Source organism: Methylobacterium sp. CB376 (assembly GCF_029714205.1).
Taxonomy (GTDB): domain Bacteria; phylum Pseudomonadota; class Alphaproteobacteria; order Rhizobiales; family Beijerinckiaceae; genus Methylobacterium.
In genome coordinates this window covers 5,537,537-5,562,005 of the sequence record NZ_CP121648.1, presented here as the reverse complement: position 1 = coordinate 5,562,005, position 24,469 = coordinate 5,537,537, and the positions used below count along the sequence as shown (strand labels likewise).

Genomic DNA, 24,469 nt, shown 5'->3' with positions numbered 1-24,469 from the left:
GCGGCGCGATTCTTAATTCCAAGTCTCGAATCGGATCAGACGCGCGACCGCATTAACCAACACTCAACCATACGCTCGTAAACTGACCGTAAGCGACAAGTGCGCGCATCCCCGAACCCGGGGATACCGAACGACAGGATTCCGCTCGGATGTCGTCCATCACCCTCTCGGCTGCGACGCGTCAGAACCTGCTGTCGCTGCAGGACACGGCGAGCCTGCTCGCCACCACCCAGAACCGCCTCGCGACCGGCAAGAAGGTCAACACGGCCCTCGACAACCCGACCAACTACTTCACGGCCGACGGGCTGACGGCGCGGTCGGCCGGGCTCAGCGCGCTCCTCGACGGGGTCTCGAACGGCATCCAGGTGATCCAGGCCGCCAATACCGGCATCACCAAGCTGAAGAGCCTCACCGAACAGCTGAAATCGGTGGCCCAGCAGGCGCTCTCCTCCGCCAATGCCTTCTCGGCCAAGGCCAGCGTGGCCTCGACCACCCTGACCGGGGCCACGAGCACGAACCTGCTCTCGATCGGCCCGACCGCGGCGGCGAGCGATGCCGCGATCGGCTCGCTGCCGCCCGCCACGGCCGTGCAGCTGACCATGACGGGCAGCGTCGATCTCAGCAATACGGCCGCGATCCAGGCGGCGTTGTTCACGTCGAGCAACAGCCTGACGGTGACCATCGACGGGGTTCAGGTCACGGTGAACAAGGGGATCGACGACGCCAGCCCGACGGCTTTGGCCGCCTCGATCACGGCCCAGCTCAAGGCCGCCGGATCGTCGATCACGGTCGCGCCGAGCGGCGCCACCCCCAACACGCTGGTCGCCAAGGGCACGGCGGACGGTGCGCCCTTCAGCATCGGGACCGACGCCGCGACCACCAAGCTGTTCGGCACGGTCACGCAGTCGAGCAACGTCTTCGTGCCGACGGCGACGACGCTCGCCACCGGCCTCGGCTTTCAGGTCGGGGATTCCTTCACGGTGAACGGCCGCTCGGTGACGATCGCCCGCAACGACACCCTGGCCTCCCTCGCCCAGAAGGTCGGCACCGCCACCGGCGGCGCCGTGACCGCGGCCTACGACGCGGTGAGCCAGAAATTCGTCTTCACGGCGGCGGATCCCGCCACCACCATCGCCCTCGGCGACGGCGGCACCGCCACCGGCAAGGTCGCCAATCTCGGCTTCAGCACCACGAGCTTCGGGGCCGGCCTCGGGGCCGGTTCCGGCACGAACTTCAAGCAGAGCCCGCTCAACGGCCAGACCATCACGGTGCGGGTGGCGAACGGCACCGGCGTGACCCTGACCTTCGGCCCCGCCGCGGGCCAGATCTCGACCCTGACGCAGCTCAACGCGGCGCTCGCCCCGGCCAACGCGCAGGCGACCCTCGATCCCACGACGGGGCAGATCAAGCTCACCACCACCAACGAGGCCGGCGCCGACAGCCTGACGTTGATCGCCTCGCCGCCCCCGACCTCGAACAACGTCGCCAACCCGTTCAACACCGGCACGGCGATCGCCACGATCGGCGGCGACGGCCTCACGGCGCGCAACGGCCTCGTGACGACCTATAACGGCCTGCTCACCCAGATCGACCAACTCGCCGCCGATGCGAGCTTCAACGGCGTCAACCTGCTCGCCGGGGACAACCTGACGCTCAACTTCAACGAGCGCAGCACGTCGCAGCTCTCCGTGACCGGGGTCAACGTGTCCGCGGCGAGCCTCGGCCTGACGCCGGTCGGCCAGGCCGACTTCGTGGAGAGCATCGCGATCAACAAGGTGCTCGCCACCATCAACTCGGCCGCCAGCGCGCTGAAGAACCAGGCCGCGTCGCTCGGCGCGAACCTCGCCGTGGTGCAGAACCGGCAGGACTTCACCAAGCAGCTCATCACCGTGCTCGACACCGGCGCGGCGAACCTGACCAACGCGGACATGAACGAGGAAGCGGCGAATTCGCAGGCGCTGCAGACCCGCACCTCGCTCGGCACGTCGGCGCTGTCGCTCGCCAACCAGGCGCAGCAGGCGATCCTCCAGCTCCTGCGCTGAGTGCTTCCCGGCGCGCGCCGCGCGAGGGCGCGCGCCTCGCGGCCGCGCCCGCCCCGGGGCAGGGGGCGGATCGTCCGCCGCGCCGGCGGCGCCGCGCCGGATCCCGACCCATCGACGGCTCCGGGCCCGCCGCGGCTGCGGCGCGCGATCCGATCGTGCTCGCGGCGCGATCATCGAGAGCCGGTCGATGTCCCGCCTCCTTCGCGCCCCGCCCCTTTCCCGGGTCCAGTATTGATGCGGAGCTGACGCAAGGAAGGTCGGGTTCCGCGGCCCGGACGACGTGGGATTAAGAACGCGTTAACCATTTGCGCGCAGGGTCCCGGGGAGCCCAGCCCGAGGCCGAACGATGCCGCAGACGGATCCGCTGCTCCCCCGCCCAGCCCTCACCCATCCGGCCCACCTCGCCGCCGCGCTCGCCAGGCTGGGCCGCGATGCGGGAAGCCGCCGGGAGGTCTGGCGCCTGCTGACCGACCGCTACACGGTCGATCTGGACGCGGTGGCGGCGGCCCTGCCGCCCGAGGAGCCCGAGCCGATCTGGCTGCCGCTCAAGGGCTGATCCGGGATCGGCTTGATCGAAGCGGATCCCGGATCACCAGCCCGCGCGGCGCCCGAGCGAAGCCGACATCCGCGTTGCCGAAATCGGGGATGGCGAAGCCATCGACCGGATGTCGCATGAGCCCGCGCGGCGCCTGAGCGACGCCGACATCCGCGTTGCCGAAATCGGGGATGGCAAAGCCATCGACCGGATGTCGCATGAGCGGTCAGGCCGCCGCGGAGAGCGCGTCGCCGCGGCGCAGGGCGCCCCCGGCCACTACCGTCGCGTAGACTCCGCAATCGGCGTGGCCGAGGCGCCGCATCAGCGCCCGCGGGATCGCGAGGTCGCGCTGGCCGGTCGCCGGATCCACGTTGGTGGCCGCGCAGCGCTCCGTCCGCTTGGTCACGCGCAGGCGCAGCCCGTTCTCCGCCGCCAGCTCGGTCCCGACCAGGTCCAGCTCCGCGAAGGGCGCGAGGCCGGTGACCTGCAGGTTGCCCCGGAAGCGCAGCGGGTCGACCGGCGCCCCGACCATGTCCTCGATCGCCGCCACGCTGGCGAGGTTGATGAGCGAGACGAAGCCCTGCCGCGAATCCGTGAAGCGGAACCCCTCCGGCGCCGCGAGCAGCTTCGGGGGCCCGCGCAGGGCGTCCGGCACGACGCGGCGCATCAGGGCCTCGACCGCGAGCCGCCCCTCGCGCGTGCCGAGGTCGGCCCGCAGCACCTCCCGGTCCCCCTCGCGGATCGTCAGCGTGCCGCTCGCGTCGTCGTAGCGGGTGGCGAGCCGCGCCAGCGCCTCGTCGCGCATCAGCATCAGGAACTTGATCTTGGGCTGGTGGGCGGGCGCGGCCGGGTCGAACCCGCTCGGGCCGTTCTCGATCGCGAACAGCCGGTCACCCGGGAAGTAGCACCCGGCCTCCAGCTCCGCCGCCTCCAGCGGCTCGGGGGAGAGGCCCTTGACCGGGTAGCGGTGGAGGGCGGCGACGCGCAGCGTGACGGGCATGGCCCAGCGCTACGCCGCCCCGGCCCGCGGAGCAAGCCGCCCCGTCCCCCGCCGCGCGCATGACGGATCGGCGTCGCCGCGGCGTGCCACCCCTTGTGTTACCGATATGTCACACCACATGCAGGTCACCGGCGGCTCGCTGCGAGCGCCGGGGGCCCCGCGCCGGAGCGGCGGGGGCGCCTGTCGGTCCGTCCGCGCCCGGTGGGGCGGGCGGTCGCGCACGAGGAGGGGAGACGAGATGAATTTCGAGAAATACACCGAGCGCGCCCGCGGCTTCGTTCAGGCCGCGCAGAATCTCGCGCTGCGCGAGGGGCACCCGCAGCTCTCGCCCGGCCACGTGCTGAAGGTCCTGCTCGACGATCCCGAGGGTCTCTGCGCCGGGCTGATCGAGCGCGCCGGCGGCCAGTCGCGGGTGGCGCTCGCGCAGACCGAGGCGTGGCTCGCCAAGCAGCCCAAGGTCTCGGGCGGCGCCTCGCAGCCCCAGGCGACCCGCGACCTGATGCGCCTGTTCGACACCGCCGAGAAGGCCGCCGAGAAGGCGGGCGATTCCTACGTCACGGTCGAGCGCCTGCTGCTCGCCCTCGCGGTCGAGAAGGACAGCGAGGCCGGCCGCGCCCTCGCGGCCGCGGGCGTCACCGCCCAGTCCCTGAACGCGGCCATCAACGCCCTGCGCAAGGGCCGCACCGCCGACAACCCGACGGCCGAGAACGCCTACGACGCGCTCAAGAAGTACGCCCGCGACCTCACCGAGGCGGCGCGCGAGGGCAAGCTCGACCCGGTGATCGGCCGCGACGAGGAGATCCGCCGCACCATCCAGGTCCTGTCCCGGCGCACCAAGAACAACCCGGTGCTGATCGGCGAGCCCGGCGTCGGCAAGACCGCCATCGTGGAGGGGCTGGCGCTGCGCATCATCAACGGCGACGTGCCGGAGAGCCTGCGCGACAAGCAGCTGCTCGCCCTCGACATGGGCGCGCTGATCGCCGGCGCGAAGTACCGCGGCGAGTTCGAGGAGCGGCTGAAGGGCGTGCTCTCCGAGGTCACGGCGGCCGAGGGCGGCATCATCCTGTTCATCGACGAGATGCACACCCTGGTCGGGGCCGGCAAGGCGGACGGGGCGATGGACGCCTCGAACCTGCTCAAGCCCGCCCTCGCCCGCGGCGAGCTGCACTGCGTCGGCGCCACAACCCTCGACGAGTACCGCAAGCACGTCGAGAAGGACGCGGCGCTCGCGCGGCGCTTCCAGCCGGTCTTCGTCTCGGAGCCGACCGTGGAGGACACGGTCTCGATCCTGCGCGGCATCAAGGAGAAGTACGAGCAGCACCACGGCGTGCGCATCCAGGATTCGGCGCTGGTGGCGGCCGCGACCCTGTCGAACCGCTACATCACCGACCGCTTCCTGCCCGACAAGGCGATCGACCTCGTCGACGAGGCCGCCTCGCGCCTGCGCATGCAGGTCGATTCCAAGCCCGAGGAACTCGACAACGTCGACCGCGAGATCGTGCGCCTGAAGATCGAGGCCGAGGCGCTGAAGAAGGAGACCGACGCCGCCTCCCGCGACCGGCTGACCCGGCTGGAGAAGGAGCTCGGCGACCTCGAGGAGCAGTCGGCGGCGATCACGGCGCGCTGGAAGGCCGAGAAGGACAAGCTCGGCCGGGCCGCGGAGCTGAAGAAGAAGCTCGACGAGGCCCGCACGGAACTCGCCTCGGCGCAGCGCCAGGGCCAGTACCAGCGGGCGGGCGAACTGGCCTACGGCATCATCCCGGGGCTGGAGCGCGAACTCGGCGACATCGAGGCCCGGGGCCCGGACGGCAGCCGCGGCAACGGCTCGGGCTTCATGGAGGAGGCGGTGACGCCCAACCACGTGGCCGGCGTCGTCTCGCGCTGGACCGGCGTGCCGGTCGACAAGATGCTGGAGGGAGAGCGCGAGAAGCTGCTGGCGATGGAGGAGGCGCTGGGTCGCCGGGTGGTCGGCCAGCGCGAGGCGGTGGAGGCGGTGGCGACCGCGGTCCGGCGCGCCCGCGCCGGCCTGCAGGACCCGAACCGGCCGATCGGCTCGTTCATGTTCCTCGGGCCGACGGGCGTCGGCAAGACCGAGCTGACCAAGGCGCTGGCGAGCTTCCTGTTCGACGACGAGACCGCGATGGTGCGCCTCGACATGTCCGAGTACATGGAGAAGCACTCCGTCGCCCGCCTCATCGGCGCCCCCCCCGGCTATGTCGGCTACGAGGAGGGCGGCGCCCTCACCGAGGCCGTGCGGCGCCGGCCCTACCAAGTCGTGCTGTTCGACGAGATCGAGAAGGCGCATCCGGACGTGTTCAACGTCCTGCTGCAGGTTCTCGACGACGGGCGGCTCACCGACGGGCAGGGGCGGACGGTCGACTTCCGCAACACGCTCCTGGTGATGACCTCCAATCTCGGCGCCGAGTACCTGGTGAACCAGCCCGAGGGCCAGGACACCGACGCGGTCCGGGACGAGGTGATGGCGGTGGTGCGGGCGCATTTCCGGCCCGAATTCCTCAACCGGGTGGACGAGATCATCCTGTTCCACCGGCTGAAGCGGGCGGAGATGGGCGCGATCGTCGACATCCAGCTCGGCCGCCTGCAGAAGCTCCTCGACGAGCGCAAGATCACGCTCGACGTCGAGCCCGATGCCCGCGCCTGGCTGGCCGAGCGCGGCTACGACCCGGCCTACGGCGCGCGCCCGCTCAAGCGCGTGATCCAGAAGTCCGTGCAGGACCCGATGGCCGAGCAGATCCTCGCCGGCAGCGTCCACGACGGCGAGGCCGTGCGGGTGCGGCTCGGGCCGGAGGGGCTGATGATCGGCGACGTGGCGGTCACCGCCGCGCGCCGGCCGGCCGGCGTGCCGCTGAACTGATGCCGGCGGCCCGGGATGCGGACGCATCGGGCCGTCGACCCTCTCGCATGCGCGAGCCAAGCCAGCGGCTCGGCGACCGGTCGAGCACCGTACCGGCGGTCACGTCTCGTGACCGCCGGTACGGGCCGGAGCGACGACGGCGAGGGCCGGTCACCGCGCGGGGCCGGCCCTCTCTGCCGTGGGAGCCGCGCCGCGGTCGCGGATCGGGATCGTGCCGCCGGCGTTCCGGTTGCTCTATGATGGCCCGGACCGGGCGAGAGGTCCTGCGAGGGAACGCGGATGGACGGCGAGGGGCTCACCTACGCGATCGGGGACATCCACGGTTGCGCCGACCAGCTCGACCGGCTGCTCGCCGAGATCGAGGTGCATCGGGCGGGGCGGCCGCGGCGCATCGTCTGCCTCGGCGACTACGTCGACCGCGGGCCCGACAGCGCCCGGGTCATCGCCACCCTGCGCGCCCTCCAGGAGCGGGAGCCCGGCCAGGTCACCTGCCTGAAGGGCAATCACGAGGCGATGCTGCTCGGCGCCCTCTCGGGCGCCGACGAGCCGCTCTGGCTGTTCAACGGCGGCCGGGCCGTGCTCGCCTCCTACGGCGTGGCGCGGGTCGACCAGCTGCCCCGGGGCGACCTCGACTGGATCGCCGCCCTGCCGACGCTGCACGAGGATGCGCGGCGCTGGTACGTCCATGCGGGGTTCCGGCCCGGCCGGCCCGCCCCCGACCCGGATCCGGAGCAGCGGCTGTGGATCCGCGAGCCCTTCCTGTCGGCCGATTACGATTTCGGCAAGCACGTGGTGCACGGCCACACGCCCCTGCGCAGCGGCCATCCGGACGCGCGGCACCATCGCACCAACCTCGACACCGGGGCGGTGTTCGGGGGGCCGCTCACCGCCGGGGTGTTCACCCGCGAGCAGGCGGCGGCGGTGACGTTCCTGCAGGTGCGCTGACCCGCAGCAGGCCCGCGAGGGCGGCGAGCGCCCAGCCGAGCATCAGGACGAGGCCGCCGGTCGGCGCCGCCATCGGGAAGAGCGGATGGCCCGCCAGCGCCCGCGCGGACAGGTCGCCGCTGAACAGGACGAGGCCGAGGACGAGGCAGGCGGCGGCGGGCCGGGCGAGGCCCGGGCGCAGGCGGCCGCTCCCGCTGAGGCCGGCCAGCGCCAGCACCGGGCCCGCGTGGACGAGCAGGAACTGCGCGGCGGTCGCGAGCGTGCCGCCGGTCAGGTGGGCGGCCGCCGCGGAGGCGGCGACGCCGAGCAGGCCCGCGAGCGCGCCGAGCGCGAACAGGATGCGCTCGGGGCGGGGCATCAGCCGCGCTCGGCGAGGAGCCGCGCCACGCTGGCCCGCAGGGCCGGGATGCCCTCGCCCGTGCGGCTCGAGGTCAGGATGATCTCCGGATAGGCCGCCGGCCGGCGGGCGAGGGCGGCCGCGGTGGCGTCGAGCCGGGACGCCACCTCGCCCTTCTTGAGGTCGTCGCCCTTCGTCAGCACCACCTGGTAGGAAACGGCGGCCGCGTCGAGCTCGTCCAGCACCTCGCCGTCGTTCGGCTTGATGCCGTGGCGGGCGTCGATCAGCACGTAGACCCGGGCGAGGTTCGCCCGGCCCTGCAGGTAGGCGTGGATCAGCTCGGTCCAGGAGGCGACCTTGGCCTTCGACACCGCGGCGTAGCCGTAGCCCGGCATGTCGACCAGCGTGAGCTTGCCGCCGAGGTCGAAGAAGTTGAGCTGCTGCGTGCGCCCCGGCGTGTGCGAGGTGCGCGCCAGCGTGTTGCGGCCGGTGAGCGCGTTGATGAGGCTCGACTTGCCGACATTCGAGCGGCCCGCGAAGGCGATCTCCAGGCCGCGCATGGGCGGCAGACCCGCCAGCGTGTCGGACGCGGTGGCGAAGTCGGCGGGGCCCGCGAAGAGCAGGCGCCCCGCCTCGATCAGGGCCGCGTCGGCCTCGTCCGGCCCCGCCATCAGCCCTTGGCCGTCTTCACCTGGGTGCGGCGCTGGAACGTCGAGCGCAGGTTGTCCCACAGCTCCACCTTCACCCCGTTGCGCCGCATGATCCAGTATTGCTGCAGGATCGACAGCAGGTTGTTCCACGCCCAGTAGATCACCAGCCCGGCCGGGAACGAGCCCAGCATGAAGGTGAAGATGATCGGCATGAAGGTGAAGACCTGGGCCTGCACCGGATCGGGCGGGGCCGGGTTCATCTTCATCTGCAGGAACATCGTGATGCCCATGACGATGGGCCAGACGCCGAGATGGAGCAGGTCCGGCGGCGTGAAGGGCAGGAGGCCGAACAGGTTGACGATCGAGGTCGGATCCGGGGCGGCGAGGTCGCGGATCCAGCCGAAGAACGGCGCGTGCCGCATCTCGATCGTGACGAACAGCACCTTGTAGAGCGAGAAGAAGACGGGGATCTGGATCAGCACCGGCCAGCAGCCCGCCACCGGATTGATCTTCTCCTTCTTGTACAGCTCCATCATCGCCTGCTGCTGCTTCACCTTGTCGTCGGCGTAGCGCTCGCGGATCGCGGTCATCTCCGGCTGGACGGCCTTCATCTTGGCCATCGAGACGTAGGAGCGATTGGCGATCGGCAGGAAGAACAGCTTCAGGATCAGCGTCACCACCAGGATCGAGACGCCGAAATTGCCGAAGAGCTTGTAGAACAGGTCCAGGGCTTTGAACATCGGCTTGGTGATGAAGTAGAACCAGCCCCAGTCGATCAGGAGATCGAATTGCTTGATGTTCAGCTTCTCGCGGTAGGCGTCGACGGTCGAGACCTCCTTGGCGCCGGCGAAGAGGCGCTGGCTCGCCTGCACGGAGGCGCCGGGCGCGACCGCCCTGGCCTCGCCGAGGCTGCTTGCCTGGTAGACCTTGGTCGCGCCCTCGTCGCGCTCGGTGAAGCTGCCGGTATAGGGCGCCTGCTGGTCGGGGATCGTCGCCGCCGCCCAGTACTTGTCGGTGATGCCGAGGAAGCCGCCGGTGGCGCCGGGCCAGGACACGCCGCGGGTGCCGGGGGCGCCGAGCGGGTTCTCCTTGGCCATCTTGTCGTAGGTGTATTCCTGGAGGCCCTTGTCGCCGACCACGCCGATCATGCCCTCGTGGAGCACGTAGTAGCCCTGGGTGTGCGGCTTGCCCCAGCGCGAGACCAGCCCGTAGGGGTAGAGCGTGACCGGGTTCGGGCCCTTGTTCTCGACCGAATCCTCGATCGTGAACATGTACTTGTCGTCGACCGAGAGGGTCCGGCGGAACACCAGGCCGGCGCCGTTGTCGAAGGTCAGGACCAGGGGCTTCTTCGCGGTCAGCACGTCGCCGTCCGCGGTCCAGACCGTGTCGCTGCCCGGCAGCGGCCCGGCATTCTGGCCGACCCAGCCGAACTCGGCGTAGTAGGGATTGGCCGAGCCCGCCGGCGAGAGCAGCACGATCTCCGGGCTCTTCGGGTCGACCGTCTCGTGGTAGCCCTTGAGGGCGACGTCGTCGATGCGCCCACCCTTGAGCGCGACCGAGCCCCGCAGGGCCTCCGTGTCGATGCGCACCCGCGGGGCGCGGGCGAGCGCCTCGTCGCGGGCGAGCGCCGCCTGCGGGCTGCCGCCGGCGGCGCCCGGGAGCGTGCCGGGCACGGGGGCGGAGGGGCCGCCCTCCTTCGGGCTCGGGGAGGCGTTGACGCCCTGCGAGGGATCGACGCCCTGCGAAGGGTTGACGCCCTGCGAAGGGTTGACCTGGGCCGCCTGCTGCTGGCGCTGGCGCTCGACCTGCGGCGCCGTCACGAAGTAGTTCCAGCCGAGGAGCACCGCCAGCGACAGCGCGATGGCGATGATCATGTTGGTCTTGTCGTTACCCATGAAGGTCCCGCGACGGCTGCCGCCTCATGCACGAGGCCGGGCGCGCGTCAGGCGGCGTCCGGCCCGGATTCTTCTGCAAGAGGCGAGGCCGGGCGACCCGGTATCGCCTCACGGTTGTGGTTCGGGCGGCGCGGCCTCGCGGCGGGGCCGGCCCGGCTGTCCCGCCGGCTTCGGCTTCGTCACGGTGGCGAGCGCCCGCCGGATGTCGTTGACCAGGACCTCGAAAGGCGCGCCCAGGGCCTCGCGCCGGCCGATCAGCACCAGGTCGAGGGCCCGCTCCGCGTGCTCCGGTCCGATCTCGGCCGCGGCGGCCTTCAGGCGGCGCCGGATGCGGTTGCGCTCGGTGGCGTGGCCGGTCTTCTTGGTGACCGTGAAGCCGAACCGCAACCCGGTGGCGGGCTCCTCCGCCCGCCGCGGGCGCCCCTGCGCGGTCATGCGCCCGGTGTGGAAACGGCGGCCCGTGGCCGCCGCCAGGTAGTCGGGGCGCCGCGTGATCCGCCCGATCGGCGGCCTGCCGGCGCCCATGCGGCTGAGGGCCTGGGCCGAGGCCTGGCCGGACCGCTTACGCCGACAGGCGCTTGCGGCCGCGGGCGCGGCGGGCGGCGATGACCTTGCGGCCGCCGACCGTGGCCATCCGCGCGCGGAAGCCGTGACGGCGCTTGCGCACGAGCTTGGAGGGTTGATACGTTCTCTTCACGGCGATGCCTCAGAAGGCCGGGGCCGACGATGTGCGACACCGCCGCAGCCCTCGTGGATGACTGAACTGTTCAGACGAATGGCGAGCGCCCGCCCTCGTCGGGCGGCGGCCTCGCGTCCGGCGCTGTATGGCGGAATGGCCGGGGCGAGTCAATCGCGTTGGGACAGGTGCGGCCCGGGTCTCCGGGCCCGGAGGGGTTCCGGCGGCGGGCCAAGCCGGACATGCTTGCCGGACATGCTTGCGGCCCGGGACGCGCCCGCGCAGGGAGAGACGCGCCCGCGCCCAGAAGGCCGGCGCCCGCCCCAAGGAGACCCCGCATGCTCACCGACGACGACCGCCCGCGGCCCCAGACCTCCACCCACGTGCTCGGCCAGGACCTCACGGCCCTCTCGCTCGGCGACCTCGACGCCCGCATCGCGCTCCTGCGGGCGGAGATCGCCCGGCTGGAGGAGGCCCGCCGGCACCGGCAGGCCTCGCAGGAGGCGGCGAAGTCCGTGTTCAAGTTCTGAGCGCTAGAGCGATTTCCGACGAAGTGGATGCCGGTTCGTCGCAGATAATGCGGCAAGATCAAAGATCGAGAGCGGCACCCGGTTGCAACGTGATCGGGTGCTGCTCTAGGCCCCGGCCGCGAGGTCCCGCGCCTCCTCCTCCGGCACCACGTCGACGGCGACCGTCAGGCGCTGCGACCCCGACCCGGCGATGATTCCGGCGACCGGGGCGACGTCGGCGTAGTCGCGCCCCGTCGCCAGCACGATGTGGTCGTCCTCGACCGCGACCGCGTTGGTCGGGTCGAGGCCGTGCCAGCCGTCGCCGCACCAGACCGAGACCCAGGCGTGGCTCGCATCCGCCCCTTCGAGGCGCTTCATGCCCGGGGGCGGGCGGGTACGCAGGTAGCCGCTGACATAGGCCGCCGGCAGGCCGAGCCCGCGCAGCCCCGCGATCATGATGTGGGCGAAGTCCTGGCAGACGCCCCTGCGGCCCGCGAAGGCCTGCGCCACCGGGGTCGCCACGTCGGTGGCCCCGGCGTCGAAGGTGAAGTCCGCGTGGATGCGCCGCATCAGGTCGACCGCCCCCGCGTAGAGGCCGCCCCCCGGCGGGAAGCTCGCCCGGGCATAGGCCGTCACCTCGGCCGCGAGCGGCACCCGCCGGCTCGGGCCGGCGAAGTGCACCGGGGAATGCGGCGCGAGGCTCGGATGCGCCAGGACCCGCTCGCGCACCTCCTCCCAGGCGAGGCCCGAGGCGAGGTCGGGCAGTTCCGACCGGTCGACGTCGATGCGCGACAGCGCCTCGATCCGGAAGGCCCGGTGCGGCGTCTCCACGGTGAGCGTCGTGGTCGCGTTGCCGAAGAAGTCGGCCCCGGTCGCGCGCCGGTGGGAGTGCGGCTGGATCGTGATCTGGTGCGAGAGCACGCGCTGCCCCTCGCCGGTGGCCGGCGTCAGGCGCAGGACGCAGCGCGCGTGGGTCACCGCGTCCCGGTAGGCGTAGGAGGTGACGTGGCGCAGGAGGTAGATCACGCGAGGGCCACCAGTCGCTCGGGGCGGGCGGCGTCGGAGCCCCCCGGGAAGTAGCGCGCCGCCGCCGCCTCGGCGATGGCCCAGAGGCGCGCCTCCCAGTCCTGCGCCACGGCGGGGGAGAGGGCGGCGGCCTCGGCGCTGGCGATCTCGCCCGCGAGCCGGAGCACCATCCGGGTCGGCGGCTCGGGCAGCCCGTCCTGGCGCAGGGCCGGCAGCCCGTCGAGGTGCTCGGCGAGCCGCTCGACCTGGAAGGCCACCGAGCGCGGGTTGAAGGGGTCGAGCAGCACCAAGTCGCGCACCGGCGCCAGGGCCACGCCGAGCAGGTAGCGCGCCCCGTAGGAGATGCGGGAATCGACGAGCTGCAGCAGCGTGGCGAGGTCGTCGCCGCTGGCCTCGTCCGCCGCGAAGATCTCGGCGAAGCGGCAGGTGTTGATCGCCCGCTCGATCCGCCGGCCCATGTCGACGAAGGGCCAGCCGCCGGCCCGGTTCATGTTCTCCTGCGCGAGCCCCGCCAGCGCGGCGGCGAGTTCGAGCGCCCGCTCCGCGCGGTCGAGCCACGCCGCCTCCGAGCCGGGAACGGATTGCGGCCGCTCCAGCAGGTCGTGCAGGGCGCTGAGCGCCCGCCAGGTCTCGAGGGAGAGCCGCTCGCGCAGGGAGGCGGCGTTGCGCCGCGCCGCCGCGACGTGGGCGCGGGCCGAGCCCCAGGCCTCGCGGCCCGAGAGCGCGTGGGCGGCGAGGGCGGCCGCGGGTCCGAGCGTCGTCGGCACCGCCCCCCAGCTGTGCAGGAGGTTGCGCAGCCGCGCGTGCGTGCCGAGATCCGCCTCGCTGCGCGCGAGCCCGCCCGCCCCGCTGAGCAGGCAGGAGGTGAGGCGCAGCATCGCCTCGGCCCGCTCCAGGTAGCGGCCGAACCAGAACAGGTTGTCGGCCGCCCGGCTCGGCAGCAGGCCCTGCACCCGGCGCACCGAGGGCTGCTCCAGGCGCGGCAGGGCCGCGGCGGGATCGCCGTCGCTGCCGCCCAGCACCCAGACGTCGGCGGCGCGCACCCCCGCCCCCATGGCGAGCGGCTGCACGTCCGCCTGGGCCGAGATGCGGCAGAACCCTCCCGGCATCACCTGCCAGCCCCCCGGCGTCGCCGCGGCGAAGACCCGCAGCACGAAGGGCCGCGGCACCAGCCCGTCCCCGTCCCAGACCGGGGCGGTCGAGAGCTGGACCGGCTCCTGGGCCACGAGGTCGCCGGGGCGGTCGCGCAGGACGGCGAGGAGGCGGGCGGTCTCCTCGGGGTCGCGGGCGCCGAAGGCCCTCGTGGTGAAGGCGCCCTGGGCCGGCGCCGCGGCGGGGCGCAGGGTCAGGGTCTCGACCCGCTCCAGCACCGCCTCGCGCTGGGCGCGGTCGCCGCACCACCAGGTCGCGAGGCCCGGCAGGCGCAGGGGCTGCCCGAACAGGTGCTCGGCGAGCCGCGGCAGGTAGGCGGCGAGCCAGCCGCCCTCGACCAGCCCCGCCCCCGGCATGTTGCCGATCACGCAAGCGCCGGCCTTCACCGCCTCGACGAGGCCCGGCACGCCGAGCCGGGAATCCGGCTCGAGGGCGAGGGGATCGACGTAGTCGCCGTCGACCCGGCGCCAGAGCACGTCGGCGCGCTTGAGGCCCGCCACCGTGCGCACGTAGAGCCGGCCGTCCTGGACCAGCAGGTCGTCGCCCTCGACGAGGGCGAGGCCGAGGTAGCGGGCGAGCACCGCCTGCTCGACGTAGGTGTCGCCGTAGGGGCCGGAGGTGAGCAGGCCGATGCGGGGCTCGACCCGCTCGGCGGCGGCGGCGAGCCCGTCCCGGAAGGCCTGGAAGAACGGCGCGAGGCGCTCGACGTCGAGGGCCCCGTGCACCTCCGGCAGGGCGCGGGCGAGCACCATCCGGTTCTCCAGCGCGTAGCCGACGCCGGAGGGGGCCTGGGTGCGGTCGGCGAGCACGCGCCAGCGCCCGTCCGGCCCGCGCGAGAGGTCGGCGGCGTAGAGGTGGAGCTGGCGCCCGTGGCCGGGCTGGCGCACCCCGTGCAGGGGGCGCAGGAATTCGGGGCTGCCCGCCACCGCCGCGGCCGGGATCAGGCCCGCCGCGACCAGGTGGGCCTCGCCGTAGAGGTCGGCGAGGATCGTCTCCAGCAGGCTCGCGCGCTGGGCGACGCCCGCGGCGATCTCCGCCCACTCGTCGCCCTCGATCAGCAGCGGCAGCACGCCGAGGGGCCAGTCGCGCTCCGCCGCTTCCCCGTAGACCCGGTAGGCGATGCCGGTGTTGTGGATGTGCCGCTCGGCGGCGGCGAGCCGGGCGGCGATCTCCTCCTCGGCCAGGGCGGAGAGCCGGTCGAGGAAGCCGTCCCAGGCCCGGCGGGGCGTCCCGTCCGGGCCGATCAGCTCGTCGGGCACGCCCGGGAGCGGCCGGTAGCCGGCGCTCCAGCGCGCGCGCCGCTCCGCCCGCTCCGCGTCGGGATCCGGGGCGGCGGCGAGCGAGGCCGCGGCGCTCATCGGGGCGCGGGCGCGCGCAGGTCGAGGGTGAGCGGGAATTCGCGCCGCGGCTCCTCGGGGGCGGGGGTGACCCGGCCGGGCGTGTGGCCGTGGTCCTGGAAGCGGGCGAGGCGCCGCCCCTCCGCCTCGTAGGTGTTGACCGGGAAGGTCTCGTAATTGCGCCCGCCCGGATGGGACACGTGGTAGGTGCAACCGCCCAGCGAGCGGCCCGACCACGCGTCGACGATGTCGAAGGTCAGCGGCGAATGGACCGGGATCATCGGGTGCAGCGCCGAGGCCGGCTGCCAGGCCTTGAAGCGCAGGCCCGCCACCGCCTCGCCGGAGCGCCCGGTCTCGGTCAGGGGCAGGCGCCGCCCGTTGCAGGTGACGACGTGCCGGCTCGGCACGTAGCCCTCGACGCGCACCTGCAGCCGCTCGACCGAGGAATCGACGAAGCGCACCGTGCCGCCGGACGAGCCCTCCTCGCCCAGCACGTGCCAGGGTTCGAGGGCCTGGCGCAGTTCCAGCGTGACGCCGCCGTGCTGGACCGTGCCGTAGAGGGGGAAGCGGAACTCGGCCTGCGCCCGGTACCAGACCGGGTCGAAGGCGTAGCCCGCCCCGCGCAGGTCGCCGAGCACGCCGAGGAAATCCTGCCAGAGGAAGTGGGGCAGCATGAAGCGGTCGTGGAGCGCGGTGCCCCAGCGGACGAAGCCGCCCTCCTGCGGCTCGCGCCACAGCCACGCGATGATCGCCCGCAGCAGCAATTGCTGGGCGAGGCTCATGCGCGCGTCCGGCGGCATCTCGAAGGAGCGGAATTCGAGCAGGCCGAGCCGCCCCGTCGGCCCGTCCGGCGAGTAGAGCTTGTCGATGCAGATCTCGGCCCGGTGGGTGTTGCCGGTCACGTCGACGAGGACGTTGCGGAAGAGCCGGTCGACGAGCCAGAGCGGCACCTCGGGCCCGCCCGGGGGCGGCACCTGCGCGAGGGCGATCTCCAGCTCGTAGAGCCCGTCGTGGCGCGCCTCGTCCATGCGCGGCGCCTGGCTCGTCGGGCCGATGTAGAGGCCCGAGAACAGGTAGGACAGCGACGGGTGGCGCTGCCAGTAGAGCACGAGGCTCTTCAGCAGGTCGGGCCGGCGCAGGAAGGGCGAATCCGCCGGGGTCGCGCCGCCGAGCACCACGTGGTTGCCGCCGCCGGTGCCGGTGTGGCGCCCGTCGATCATGAATTTCTGCGCGCCGAGCCGGATCTCGCGGGCGTCCTGGTAGAGGCCGGTGGTGATCTCGACCGCCTCCCGCCAGGTGCGGGCCGGGTGCACGTTGACCTCGATCACGCCGGGATCGGGCGTGACCTTGATCACCCCGAGGCGCGGGTCGTAGGGCGGCTCGTAGCCCTCGATGTGGATCGGGATGCCGGTCTCGGCCGCGGCCTTCTCCAGGGTCGCGACGAGTTCGACGTACTCGTCCGCCCGCTCGACGGGCGGCATGAACACGCACACCGCCCCGTCCCGCGGCTCGATCGCGAGCGCGGTGCGCACCGGGACGCCGGGGACGGGGCGGCTGCGCGCCGCGGGCCGGGAGGGCAGGGGACCCCGCGCCTCCAGCGGATCCTGCGGGGCGTAGTAGGGAAACTCCTCCGGCGGCAGGGAGATCAGGGAGTTGAGCGGCAGCCGGAAGCCCACCGGCGAGTCGCCCGCCGCGAGGTAGAGGGCTCCCCGGCGCGTCTGCCACTTCTCCGAGACCCAGACCCTCCCGGCCCCGGCCTGCACGCTGGCGAGGGGCAGCACGTAGCCGACCGGCTCCGTGAGGCCGCGCCTGTAGATCCGCGCCATCCGCTCCTGGAACTCGGCGTCGCCGACCCGCGGCTGAAGCGGCGTGGTGTTGATCGGGAGTTCCGCCTCCTTGCGCTCCCAGTAGACCGGGTCCTCGAAGGTCGGCTGCAGGTAGGGCCCCAGGCCGAGCGCCTTGGCGAGCGCCTTGCCGAAGGCCTCCGCGTGCTCGATGCCGGTATCCTGCGGCCCGGCCACGCGGGCGATCAGCGCCTCGTCGCGCCAGATCGGCTGCCCGTCCTTGCGCCAGTAGAGGGCGAAGGCCCAGCGGGGCAGGCTCTCGCCCGGATACCACTTGCCCTGGCCGTAATGCAGGAGGCCGCCCGGCGCGAAGCGCTCGCGCAGGCGGCGGATCAGCTGGTCGGCGAGCGCCCGCTTGGTCGGGCCCACCGCCGCGGTGTTCCACTCGGGCGACTGGAAATCGTCCACCGACACGAAGGTCGGCTCGCCGCCCATGGTCAGGCGCACGTCCTGGGCGGCGAGGTCCCGGTCGATCCGGTCCCCGAGCGCGTCCATGGCGCCCCAGGCCTCGTCCGAGAACGGCCGCGTCACCCGGGGCGCCTCGGCGACCCGCATCACGTTCATCTCGAAGTGGAAATCCACCTCCGCGGGGTCCGCGAGGCCGGAGATCGGCGCGGCCGAGCGGTAGTGCGGCGTGGCGGCGAGCGGGATGTGGCCCTCGCCGCAGAGCAGGCCGGAGGTTGCGTCGAGGCCGATCCAGCCCGCGCCCGGCACGTAGACCTCGGCCCAGGCGTGCAGGTCGGTGAAGTCCTTGGAGGTGCCGGCCGGCCCGTCGACCGCGGTGGTGTCGGGGACGAGCTGGATCAGGTAGCCGGAGACGAACCGGGCCGCGAGGTTGAGGCGGCGCAGCACCTGGACGAGGAGCCAGGCCGAATCCCGGCAGGAGCCGCTGGCGGCGTCGAGCGTCTCGTCGGGCGTCTGCACGCCCGGCTCCATGCGCACCACGTAATTGACGCTGTCCCGCACCATCTCGTTGAGCGCGACCAGGAACAGGACGGTGTTCTTCTCCTCGGGCAGGCGCGTCAGGAACGCGTCGAGCAGCGGCCCGCCGTCGTTCGGCACCAGGTAGGGCGCGAGTTCCTCCTGCAGCTCCGCCGGATACGCGAAGGGCAGGGTCTGGGCGTAATCGTCGACGAAGAAGTCGAACGGGTTGATCACCGCCATGTCGGCGGCGATGTCGACCTCGACCCGGAACTGCGTCGTCTTCTCGGGGAAGACGAGCCGGGCGAGCCAGTTGCCGCTCGGGTCCTGCTGCCAGTTCACGAAGTGGTTGCCGGGCGTGACCTTGAGCGAATAGCTCAGGATGCGGGTGCGCGTGTGCGGCGCCGGCCGCAGGCGGATCACCTGCGGGCCGAGGCTCACCGGACGGTCGTAGGTGTAGGAGGTGACGTGGTGCAGGGCAGCCTTGATCGACACGGTGTCTCCGGATGTCTGGCGGCGTCGCGGCGCGCGCGTCGGTCCTGATCGCGATCCTGGTCCTTCGGGCTTCTACACGTCCGCCCCTGGCGCGTCAGCCGCGGACGGGACGCGGGGACCGCCGCATTCCCGCGGGGCGGCGCGGTCCCCGGTCGAGGCAAGTCCCGTGCCGCCGACGGCGGAACTTTGCCGGGTTTGAGCCTTTTCAGGGCTGATCCGGGACGCGGCGCATCGCCGATGCGGCGGAGGGCGCGATGAAGATCTTCCAGTGCGAAGCCTGCGAGCAGCCCTTCCACTTCGAGACCAAGCGCTGCGCCAGCTGCGGGCGCCGGGCGGGCTACGACCCGCAGGCCGAGACCGTCGTGACGGTGAGCGGGGCCGAGGGGCCGCTGCGCGGCTCCTGTCCGCCCCATCGCCGCTACCGCGCCTGCGCCAACGCGGCGCTCGGCGCCTGCAACTGGCTGATCCCGGAGGAGGCCCCCGACTCCTACTGCGTCGCCTGCCGCCACAACCGCACGGTGCCGGACCTCTCGATCGCCTGGAACCTCACCCGCTGGCGGGAGATCGAGATCGCCAAGCGGCGCCTGTTCTACACGCTCCTGCGCATGCACCTGCCGCTCACCCTGCGGCGCGACGATCCCGAGGGGCTCGCCTTCGACTTCCTGGTCGATCCGGCCGAGGCGCAGCTGGCCGGCCCGGCGGTGCTCACCGGCCACGACAACGGGCTCATCACGGTGAACCTCGCGGAGGCCGACGACGTCGAGCGCGAGCGCCGGCGCACGCAGTTCGGCGAGCCCTACCGCACGCTGCTCGGCCATTTCCGGCACGAGATCGGGCATTATTTCTGGAACGTGCTGGTCCGCCACGACCCGAGCCTGCCGGCCTTCCGGGACATCTTCGGCGACGAGCGGGCCGATTACGGCGCCGCCCTGCGGGGCTACTACGCGCACGGCGCGCCGCAGGCGTGGCAGGAGCGCTTCGTCTCGACCTACGCGGGCGCGCACCCTTGGGAGGATTTCGCCGAGACGTTCGCGCATTACCTCCACATCGTGGACACGCTCGAGACCGCGTCGAGCTTCGGCCTGCGGGTGCGGCCCAAGCTGCGCGCCGGCCTCGCGACGACGATGGACTTCGACCCGCACCACGCGCCGGATCTCGGCCGGCTGATCGAGGCGTGGCTGCCGCTCACCTTCGCGATGAACTCGCTCAACCGCAGCATGGGGCAGCCGGACCTGTACCCGTTCCGGCTCACGCCGGTGGTGATCGGCAAGCTCTCCTTCGTGCACGACCGCATCCACGCGCGGACCGATTCGCCGGGCGCGGTCGCCGGGACGCTCAAGGCGGTGATCGCGGGCCTGCGCACCCCGATCGCGCCGCCGCGCTCGGCGTAGCGCGCGCCGCCGTCCGGCCGGACGCGCGCCGGAGGGGCCCGGCGCTTCCTTGAGGGCAGCCGACGGCATGATCGGGTGATCCGAGATCCGCTTGATCGAAGCGGATCCCGGATCACGCCTTCACGAGCGGGCAATTGCCCTTGTCGAGCGGGCGGAACGCCTCCTCGGCCGGGGTGGTGCCGATGAGCTTGTAGTAATCCCAGGGCTTGCTGCTCTCGGCGGGCGTCTTCACCTCGAACAGGTAGGAGGGGCAGAGCTTGCGGCCGTCCTCGCGGATGCGCCCGGGTCCGAAGGCGTCGTCGTCCGTCGGCATCGCCTTCATGCGGTTCACCACGTCGACGCCCGAGGCCTTGGCGGCCTTCACCCCCATGTCGGCCACCGCCTTGAGGTAGTGCAGCGTCGCGGAGTAATCGGCGATCGAGGCCATGTTCGGGTAGACGCCGCTCAACCGCGGCAGGGCGCGCCTCGTCACCGCGCGGGTGCGGTCGTTGAGGTCCCAGTAGAAGCTCTCGGTCAGGATCAGGCCCTGCGCGGCCTGCAGCCCGAGCGCGTGCACGTCGGAGAGGAACATCAGCAGGGCCGCGAGCTTCGTGCCGTGTTGGGTCACGCCGAACTCCGCCGCCTGCTTGATGCAGTTGACCGTGTCGGCGCCCGCATTGGCGAAGGCGATCACCTTGGCGCCGCTCGCCTGGGCCTGGACCAGGAAGGAGGAGAAGTCGCTGGTCGACGGGAAGGGGTAGCGCACGCTGCCGAGCACCCGCCCGTTCGCCGCCTTGATGAAGGCCGTGGTGTCCCGCTCCAGCGCGTGCCCGAAGGCGTAGTCGGCGGTGACGAAGAACCACGAGTCGCCCCCCGCCCGCACCATGGCGGCGCCGGTCGACTTCGCCAGCATGTAGGTGTCGTACATCCAGGCGATCGTCACCGGCGTGCACTGCACCCCCGTGAGGTCCGACGTCGCCGCCCCGGTATTGATGTAGACCTTGTTCTTCTCGCGGGCGACCTGGTTCACCGCGAGGCCGACCGAGGAAGTCGGCACGTCGATGATCATGTCGACGCCGTCGCGGTCGTACCATTGCCGGGCGATGCTGGCCCCGACATCGGGCTTGTTCTGGTGGTCGGCGGAGATCACCTCGACCCGGAAGCCGTTCGCGGCGAACTCGTCGACCGCCATCTGGGTGCAGGCGACGCCGTAGGGCCCGCTGATGTCCCGGTAGGGGCCGGACTGATCGTTCAGGACGCCGATCCGGATCGTGTCGGCGGCCTGCGCCCGCGGCAGGCGGGGCAGCATCGGCGTCAGGCTCGCGCCGACGCTGGCGGCGAGCACGCCGCGACGCGTCATCCTCATCCGACCTTCCTCCCTTCAGACGTTGCTTTATCGTTCTGAGCAGTCGGAAGCTTATTGCAAACGCAAGACTTCGCAACGACCGGATCGGCGCCGCGCACAACGGAGCCGGCCGGCCGCGGGATTGAGGCAGTCCGCGCGCGGGCGGGCCGCGCCGGGCGCGAGGACGGGCGCTCGACCCCGCGGCGGCCCCGCGCCGGGGCGCGGGGCGGTCCGGACCGCGGCTACTGCGCGGCCGCGAGGTTCGGCGGCGGCTCGTCCCTGCCGCGCCAGCGGTTGATGCGGATCAGGACGTGGCGGATCACCACGTAGAAGACCGGCGTCAGGAACAGGCCGAACACCGTGGCGCCGAGCATGCCGAACAGCACCGCGGTGCCGAGCGCCTGGCGCATCTCGGCGCCCGGGCCGGTCGCGATGGCGAGCGGCACCACGCCGAGGATGAAGGCGAAGGCCGTCATCAGGATCGGGCGCAGGCGCAGGCGGCAGGCCTCGACCGCCGCGGCGACCGGGCCGCGATGCTCGCTCTCCTCGATCTGGTGGGCGAATTCCACGATCAGGATCGCGTTCTTGGCCGCGAGGCCGATCAGCACGATCAGGCCGATCTGGGTCAGGATGTTGTTGTCCTGCGCCCGGAGCTGCACCCCCGCGAAGGCCGCGAGCACGCCCGTGGGCACCACCAGCAGGATCGCGAGCGGCAGCGCCCAGGATTCGTACTGGGCGGCCAGCACCAGGAAGACCAGGAGCACGCCGAGCGCGAAGACGTAGAGCGCCGTGTTGCCCACCGCCTTCTGCTGGAAGGCGATCTCGGTCCACTCGAAGCTCATCCCCTCCGGCAGGGTCTTCCTGGCCAGGGCCTCCATGGCGCCGAGCGCCTGGCCGGTCGACACGCCGGGCCGCGTGTCGCCCTGGACCGGGATCGCGTAGAACAGGTTGTAGCGCTGCACGATCTGCGGCCCGGCGATGTCGCGGATGCCCGCGAGCGACCCCATCGGCACCAGCGCGCCCGTCGAGGAGCGCACCTTCAGCCGCGCGATGTCGTCCTTCTCCAGACGGAACTTGGCGTCGGCCTGGGCCCGGACCTGGTAGATGCGCCCGAACGTGTTGAAGTCGTTGACGTAGGCGCCGCCGAGATTGACCTGCAGGGTCGAGAACACGTTGGCGAGCGGCACGTTCAGCATGCGCGCCTTGGTGCGGTCGATGTCGAGGTAGATCTGCGGCGTGTCGTTCCCGAAGGTGGTGAAGACGCGGGTCAGGTTGGGGTCCTGGTTGGCGGCCGCGATCAGGTCGCCCGAGGCGGCGAGCAGGCTCGCGATGTCGGAGCCGGAGCGGTTCTGCACCTGCATCTTGTAGCCGCCCGCGTTGCCGAGGCCGCGCACGGGCGGCGGCGGGATGGCGATGATGCGCGCCTCGGTGATCGAGGCGGTCTTGCCGAAGACGTCGCCCACGATGGCGGCGGCGGTGCGCCCGCGCGCCTGCCGCTCCTTGAACGGCTTGAGCGTCAGGAACATCACCGCGCCGTTGGTGGTGTTGGTGAAGGTCGAGCCGTCGAAGCCCGAGATCACCACCGCGTTGGCGACGCCGTCGATGGTAAGCGCGCGGGTGGCCGCCTCCTTCACCACCGCGGTCGTGCGCTCCAGCGCCGAGCCCGGCGGCAGCTGCACCACCACGATCAGGTAGCCCTGGTCCTGGAGTGGGATGAAGCCCGTGGGGGTGGTGCGGGCGAGGTGGAGGGTGCCGGCGATCACCCCGCCGTAGAGGGCGAGCATCACGAGCAGCGGCACGGTGCGGCCGGTGAGGAAGCGGATCGTCGCCGCGTAGCCGTTCGCGGTCGCGTCGAAGGCCCGGTTGAAGGTGTTGGCCGCGAAGCTGCCGAGCCGCGCCAGGACGAAGCGCGACCGGCCGTGGGCGTGGTGGGGCTGCAGCAGCAGCTTGCACAGCGCGGGCGACAGCGTCAGCGAGTTGAACATCGAGATGATGGTCGAGGCCGCGATCGTCAGCGCGAACTGCCGGTAGAACTGGCCGGAGATGCCCGGGATGAAGGCGGTGGGGATGAACACCGCCGAGAGCACCAGGGCGATGGCGACGACGGCGCCGCCGACCTCGTCCATGGTCTTGTGGGCGGCCTCGCCGGGGGAGAGTCCGTCCGAGATGTTGCGCTCGACGTTCTCCACCACCACGATCGCGTCGTCGACCACGATGCCGATGGCGAGCACCAGCCCGAACAGGGTCAGGTTGTTGAGCGAGAAGCCGAGCGCCGCCATCACCGCGAAGGTCCCGACGAGGGAGACCGGGATCGCGATGATCGGCACCAGCGCGGTGCGCCAGCTCTGCAGGAAGACCAGGATCACCACCACGACGAGGACCACCGCCTCGCCGAGCGTCTTGTAGACCTCGTGCACCGACTCGGCGATGAACTCGGTCGGATTGTAGGCGATGCGGTACTCGAGCCCGGGCGGGAAGTCCTTGGCCAGCTCCTTCATCAGGCTCTGCACGGTCTCGGCCGCTTCGAGCGCGTTGGTGCCGGGGCGCTGGAAGACGCCGACGCCGATCGCCGGCTGGCCGTTCAGGAAGGACTGGGTGACGTAGTCCTTCTGGCCCATCTCGACGCGGGCGATGTCGGAGATGCGCACGAGCCGCCCCTCCGAGGCCTTCACGATCACCTTGCGGAACTCGTTCGGGTCCTGGAAGCGGCCCTGCGTCTGCACCACGAGCTGGAAGGCTTGGCTCGTCGGCGAGGGCGGGGCGCCGAGGGCGCCCGAGGCGACCTGGACGTTCTGCTCCTGCAGGGCGCCGATCACGTCGGTGGTCGAGAGCTGGTAGGCCGCGAGCTTGTCCGGGTCGAGCCACAACCGCAGGGCGTACTCGCTGCCGCCGAACACCGTGATGTCGCCGACGCCGTTCAGGCGCAGCAGCTGGTCGCGGATGCGCAGGTAGATGTAGTTGGCGATGTAGTTCTGGTCGTAGGTGTTGTCGGGCGACAGCAGGTGAACGACCATCATCAGGTCGGGCGAGGACTTGCGGACCGTGACGCCGAGGTTGCGCACGTCCGGCGGCAGCCGCGGCGTCGCCACCGAGAGCCGGTTCTGGACCAGCACGTTGGCGATGTCGAGGTTGGTGCCGAGCGCGAACGTGATGGTCAACTGCATGTTGCCGTCGTTCGTCGACAGCGACGACATGTAGAGCATGTTGTCGACGCCGTTGATCTCCTGCTCGATCGGCGTCGCGATGGTGGCCGCCACGGTCTCGGCATTGGCGCCCGGGTAGGAGGCGCGCACCACCACGGTGGGCGGCACGATCTCGGGATATTGCGAGACCGGCAGCGAGATGTACGAGACGTAGCCGATGATCAGGATGACGATCGACGTCACCGAGGCGAAGATCGGCCGGTCGACGAAGAAGTGGGCAAACCGCATCGGAGACCTCCGGCCCGGCTCCGCCCGCGGGCGGCCGGCCGCTCTGTCGTGGCCTTGGGGGCGCGGCACCCCTCCGGGAGGGGC

The 24,469-nt window shown here is 72.1% G+C and carries 18 protein-coding genes; 6 read left to right on the top strand and 12 right to left on the bottom strand.

Translation table 11 applies throughout. The features are described from left to right. Nucleotides 1-149 precede the first annotated feature (149 nt). Both QA634_RS25585 and QA634_RS25580 read left to right on the top strand, forming a co-directional pair. Nucleotides 150-2,042 carry a flagellin N-terminal helical domain-containing protein gene (locus QA634_RS25585; RefSeq protein WP_012334800.1) on the top strand — a complete coding sequence of 631 codons (1,893 nt, stop codon included), beginning with the start codon at nucleotides 150-152 and terminating at the stop codon, nucleotides 2,040-2,042. A 346-nt stretch (nucleotides 2,043-2,388) separates the two neighbouring features. Then, nucleotides 2,389-2,598 carry a hypothetical protein gene (locus QA634_RS25580; RefSeq protein ID WP_012334799.1) on the top strand — a complete coding sequence of 70 codons (210 nt, stop codon included), beginning with the start codon at nucleotides 2,389-2,391 and terminating at the stop codon, nucleotides 2,596-2,598. Here the strand turns inward: QA634_RS25580 and QA634_RS25575 are convergent. Both QA634_RS25575 and QA634_RS25570 read right to left on the bottom strand, forming a co-directional pair. Next, nucleotides 2,588-2,797, bottom strand: a complete 210-nt coding sequence (locus tag QA634_RS25575) for a hypothetical protein (RefSeq protein ID WP_083784731.1) — start codon at nucleotides 2,795-2,797, stop codon at nucleotides 2,588-2,590. The genes QA634_RS25580 and QA634_RS25575 overlap by 11 nt on opposite strands. A 6-nt stretch (nucleotides 2,798-2,803) precedes the next feature. Beyond that, nucleotides 2,804-3,577 carry an MOSC domain-containing protein gene (locus QA634_RS25570; protein WP_012334798.1) on the bottom strand — a complete coding sequence of 258 codons (774 nt, stop codon included), beginning with the start codon at nucleotides 3,575-3,577 and terminating at the stop codon, nucleotides 2,804-2,806. A 238-nt stretch (nucleotides 3,578-3,815) separates the two neighbouring features. Between QA634_RS25570 and clpB the strand changes: the two genes are divergently transcribed. Continuing rightward, nucleotides 3,816-6,452 (top strand): ATP-dependent chaperone ClpB, encoded by a 2,637-nt coding sequence (gene clpB, locus QA634_RS25565; protein ID WP_012334797.1) that lies wholly within the window; start codon nucleotides 3,816-3,818, stop codon nucleotides 6,450-6,452. A 279-nt stretch (nucleotides 6,453-6,731) separates the two neighbouring features. After that, on the top strand, nucleotides 6,732-7,397 hold the full coding sequence (locus tag QA634_RS25560) for a metallophosphoesterase family protein (protein WP_012334796.1): 666 nt from the start codon (nucleotides 6,732-6,734) through the stop codon (nucleotides 7,395-7,397). Here the strand turns inward: QA634_RS25560 and QA634_RS25555 are convergent. The 5 genes from QA634_RS25555 to rpmH all read right to left on the bottom strand — a co-directional run bounded on the left by QA634_RS25555 (nucleotide 7,351) and on the right by rpmH (nucleotide 10,976). Then, nucleotides 7,351-7,755 carry a DUF423 domain-containing protein gene (locus QA634_RS25555; protein ID WP_012334795.1) on the bottom strand — a complete coding sequence of 135 codons (405 nt, stop codon included), beginning with the start codon at nucleotides 7,753-7,755 and terminating at the stop codon, nucleotides 7,351-7,353. The two genes, QA634_RS25560 and QA634_RS25555, sit on opposite strands and share 47 nt — an antisense overlap. After that, nucleotides 7,755-8,405, bottom strand: a complete 651-nt coding sequence (gene yihA, locus QA634_RS25550) for a ribosome biogenesis GTP-binding protein YihA/YsxC (protein ID WP_012334794.1) — start codon at nucleotides 8,403-8,405, stop codon at nucleotides 7,755-7,757. The genes QA634_RS25555 and yihA overlap by 1 nt, the downstream gene beginning before the upstream one ends. Next, nucleotides 8,405-10,279 carry a membrane protein insertase YidC gene (gene yidC / locus QA634_RS25545; RefSeq protein WP_012334793.1) on the bottom strand — a complete coding sequence of 625 codons (1,875 nt, stop codon included), beginning with the start codon at nucleotides 10,277-10,279 and terminating at the stop codon, nucleotides 8,405-8,407. Before yidC ends, yihA begins: the two co-directional genes overlap by 1 nt. A 108-nt stretch (nucleotides 10,280-10,387) precedes the next feature. Next, nucleotides 10,388-10,804 carry a ribonuclease P protein component gene (gene rnpA / locus QA634_RS25540; RefSeq protein WP_012334792.1) on the bottom strand — a complete coding sequence of 139 codons (417 nt, stop codon included), beginning with the start codon at nucleotides 10,802-10,804 and terminating at the stop codon, nucleotides 10,388-10,390. 37 nt (nucleotides 10,805-10,841) lie between these two features. Then, nucleotides 10,842-10,976 carry a 50S ribosomal protein L34 gene (gene rpmH, locus QA634_RS25535; RefSeq protein WP_010300405.1) on the bottom strand — a complete coding sequence of 45 codons (135 nt, stop codon included), beginning with the start codon at nucleotides 10,974-10,976 and terminating at the stop codon, nucleotides 10,842-10,844. A gap of 317 nt (nucleotides 10,977-11,293) precedes the next feature. On the opposite strand from rpmH, the gene QA634_RS25530 reads away from it, so the two are divergent. After that, complete coding sequence (locus QA634_RS25530; RefSeq protein WP_012334791.1) at nucleotides 11,294-11,485, top strand: DUF1192 domain-containing protein; 192 nt, start codon at nucleotides 11,294-11,296, stop codon at nucleotides 11,483-11,485. Between the two features lie 105 nt (nucleotides 11,486-11,590). On the opposite strand, the gene QA634_RS25525 is transcribed toward QA634_RS25530, so the two are convergent. From QA634_RS25525 to QA634_RS25515, 3 genes are read right to left on the bottom strand one after another with little or no spacing between them, the layout of a single operon-like run. Then, nucleotides 11,591-12,490, bottom strand: a complete 900-nt coding sequence (locus tag QA634_RS25525) for a transglutaminase family protein (protein WP_012334790.1) — start codon at nucleotides 12,488-12,490, stop codon at nucleotides 11,591-11,593. Further along, nucleotides 12,487-15,000 (bottom strand): circularly permuted type 2 ATP-grasp protein, encoded by a 2,514-nt coding sequence (locus QA634_RS25520; RefSeq protein WP_012334789.1) that lies wholly within the window; start codon nucleotides 14,998-15,000, stop codon nucleotides 12,487-12,489. The genes QA634_RS25525 and QA634_RS25520 overlap by 4 nt, the downstream gene beginning before the upstream one ends. After that, complete coding sequence (locus tag QA634_RS25515; RefSeq protein ID WP_012334788.1) at nucleotides 14,997-18,239, bottom strand: transglutaminase family protein; 3,243 nt, start codon at nucleotides 18,237-18,239, stop codon at nucleotides 14,997-14,999. The genes QA634_RS25520 and QA634_RS25515 overlap by 4 nt, the downstream gene beginning before the upstream one ends. Nucleotides 18,240-18,493: 254 nt before the next feature. On the opposite strand from QA634_RS25515, the gene QA634_RS25510 reads away from it, so the two are divergent. After that, nucleotides 18,494-19,630: a zinc-binding metallopeptidase family protein gene (locus QA634_RS25510; protein ID WP_012334787.1), complete on the top strand. Its 1,137-nt coding sequence runs from the start codon at nucleotides 18,494-18,496 to the stop codon at nucleotides 19,628-19,630. A 112-nt stretch (nucleotides 19,631-19,742) separates the two neighbouring features. Here the strand turns inward: QA634_RS25510 and QA634_RS25505 are convergent, their stop codons facing one another. Further along, nucleotides 19,743-20,975: an ABC transporter substrate-binding protein gene (locus QA634_RS25505; RefSeq protein WP_012334786.1), complete on the bottom strand. Its 1,233-nt coding sequence runs from the start codon at nucleotides 20,973-20,975 to the stop codon at nucleotides 19,743-19,745. 221 nt (nucleotides 20,976-21,196) lie between these two features. After that, complete coding sequence (locus QA634_RS25500) at nucleotides 21,197-24,385, bottom strand: efflux RND transporter permease subunit (protein ID WP_012334785.1); 3,189 nt, start codon at nucleotides 24,383-24,385, stop codon at nucleotides 21,197-21,199. Nucleotides 24,386-24,469: the final 84 nt, after the last annotated feature.

Coding starts and splice junctions, on each gene's coding strand:
- QA634_RS25585 (WP_012334800.1), top strand. CDS start 150: ATGTCGTCCATCACCCTCTCGGCTGCGACGCGTCAGAACCTGCTGTCG.
- QA634_RS25580 (WP_012334799.1), top strand. CDS start 2,389: ATGCCGCAGACGGATCCGCTGCTCCCCCGCCCAGCCCTCACCCATCCG.
- QA634_RS25575 (WP_083784731.1), bottom strand. CDS start 2,797: ATGCGACATCCGGTCGATGGCTTTGCCATCCCCGATTTCGGCAACGCG.
- QA634_RS25570 (WP_012334798.1), bottom strand. CDS start 3,577: ATGCCCGTCACGCTGCGCGTCGCCGCCCTCCACCGCTACCCGGTCAAG.
- clpB (WP_012334797.1), top strand. CDS start 3,816: ATGAATTTCGAGAAATACACCGAGCGCGCCCGCGGCTTCGTTCAGGCC.
- QA634_RS25560 (WP_012334796.1), top strand. CDS start 6,732: ATGGACGGCGAGGGGCTCACCTACGCGATCGGGGACATCCACGGTTGC.
- QA634_RS25555 (WP_012334795.1), bottom strand. CDS start 7,755: ATGCCCCGCCCCGAGCGCATCCTGTTCGCGCTCGGCGCGCTCGCGGGC.
- yihA (WP_012334794.1), bottom strand. CDS start 8,405: ATGGCGGGGCCGGACGAGGCCGACGCGGCCCTGATCGAGGCGGGGCGC.
- yidC (WP_012334793.1), bottom strand. CDS start 10,279: ATGGGTAACGACAAGACCAACATGATCATCGCCATCGCGCTGTCGCTG.
- rnpA (WP_012334792.1), bottom strand. CDS start 10,804: ATGGGCGCCGGCAGGCCGCCGATCGGGCGGATCACGCGGCGCCCCGAC.
- QA634_RS25530 (WP_012334791.1), top strand. CDS start 11,294: ATGCTCACCGACGACGACCGCCCGCGGCCCCAGACCTCCACCCACGTG.
- QA634_RS25520 (WP_012334789.1), bottom strand. CDS start 15,000: ATGAGCGCCGCGGCCTCGCTCGCCGCCGCCCCGGATCCCGACGCGGAG.
- QA634_RS25510 (WP_012334787.1), top strand. CDS start 18,494: ATGAAGATCTTCCAGTGCGAAGCCTGCGAGCAGCCCTTCCACTTCGAG.
- QA634_RS25505 (WP_012334786.1), bottom strand. CDS start 20,975: ATGAGGATGACGCGTCGCGGCGTGCTCGCCGCCAGCGTCGGCGCGAGC.
- QA634_RS25500 (WP_012334785.1), bottom strand. CDS start 24,385: ATGCGGTTTGCCCACTTCTTCGTCGACCGGCCGATCTTCGCCTCGGTG.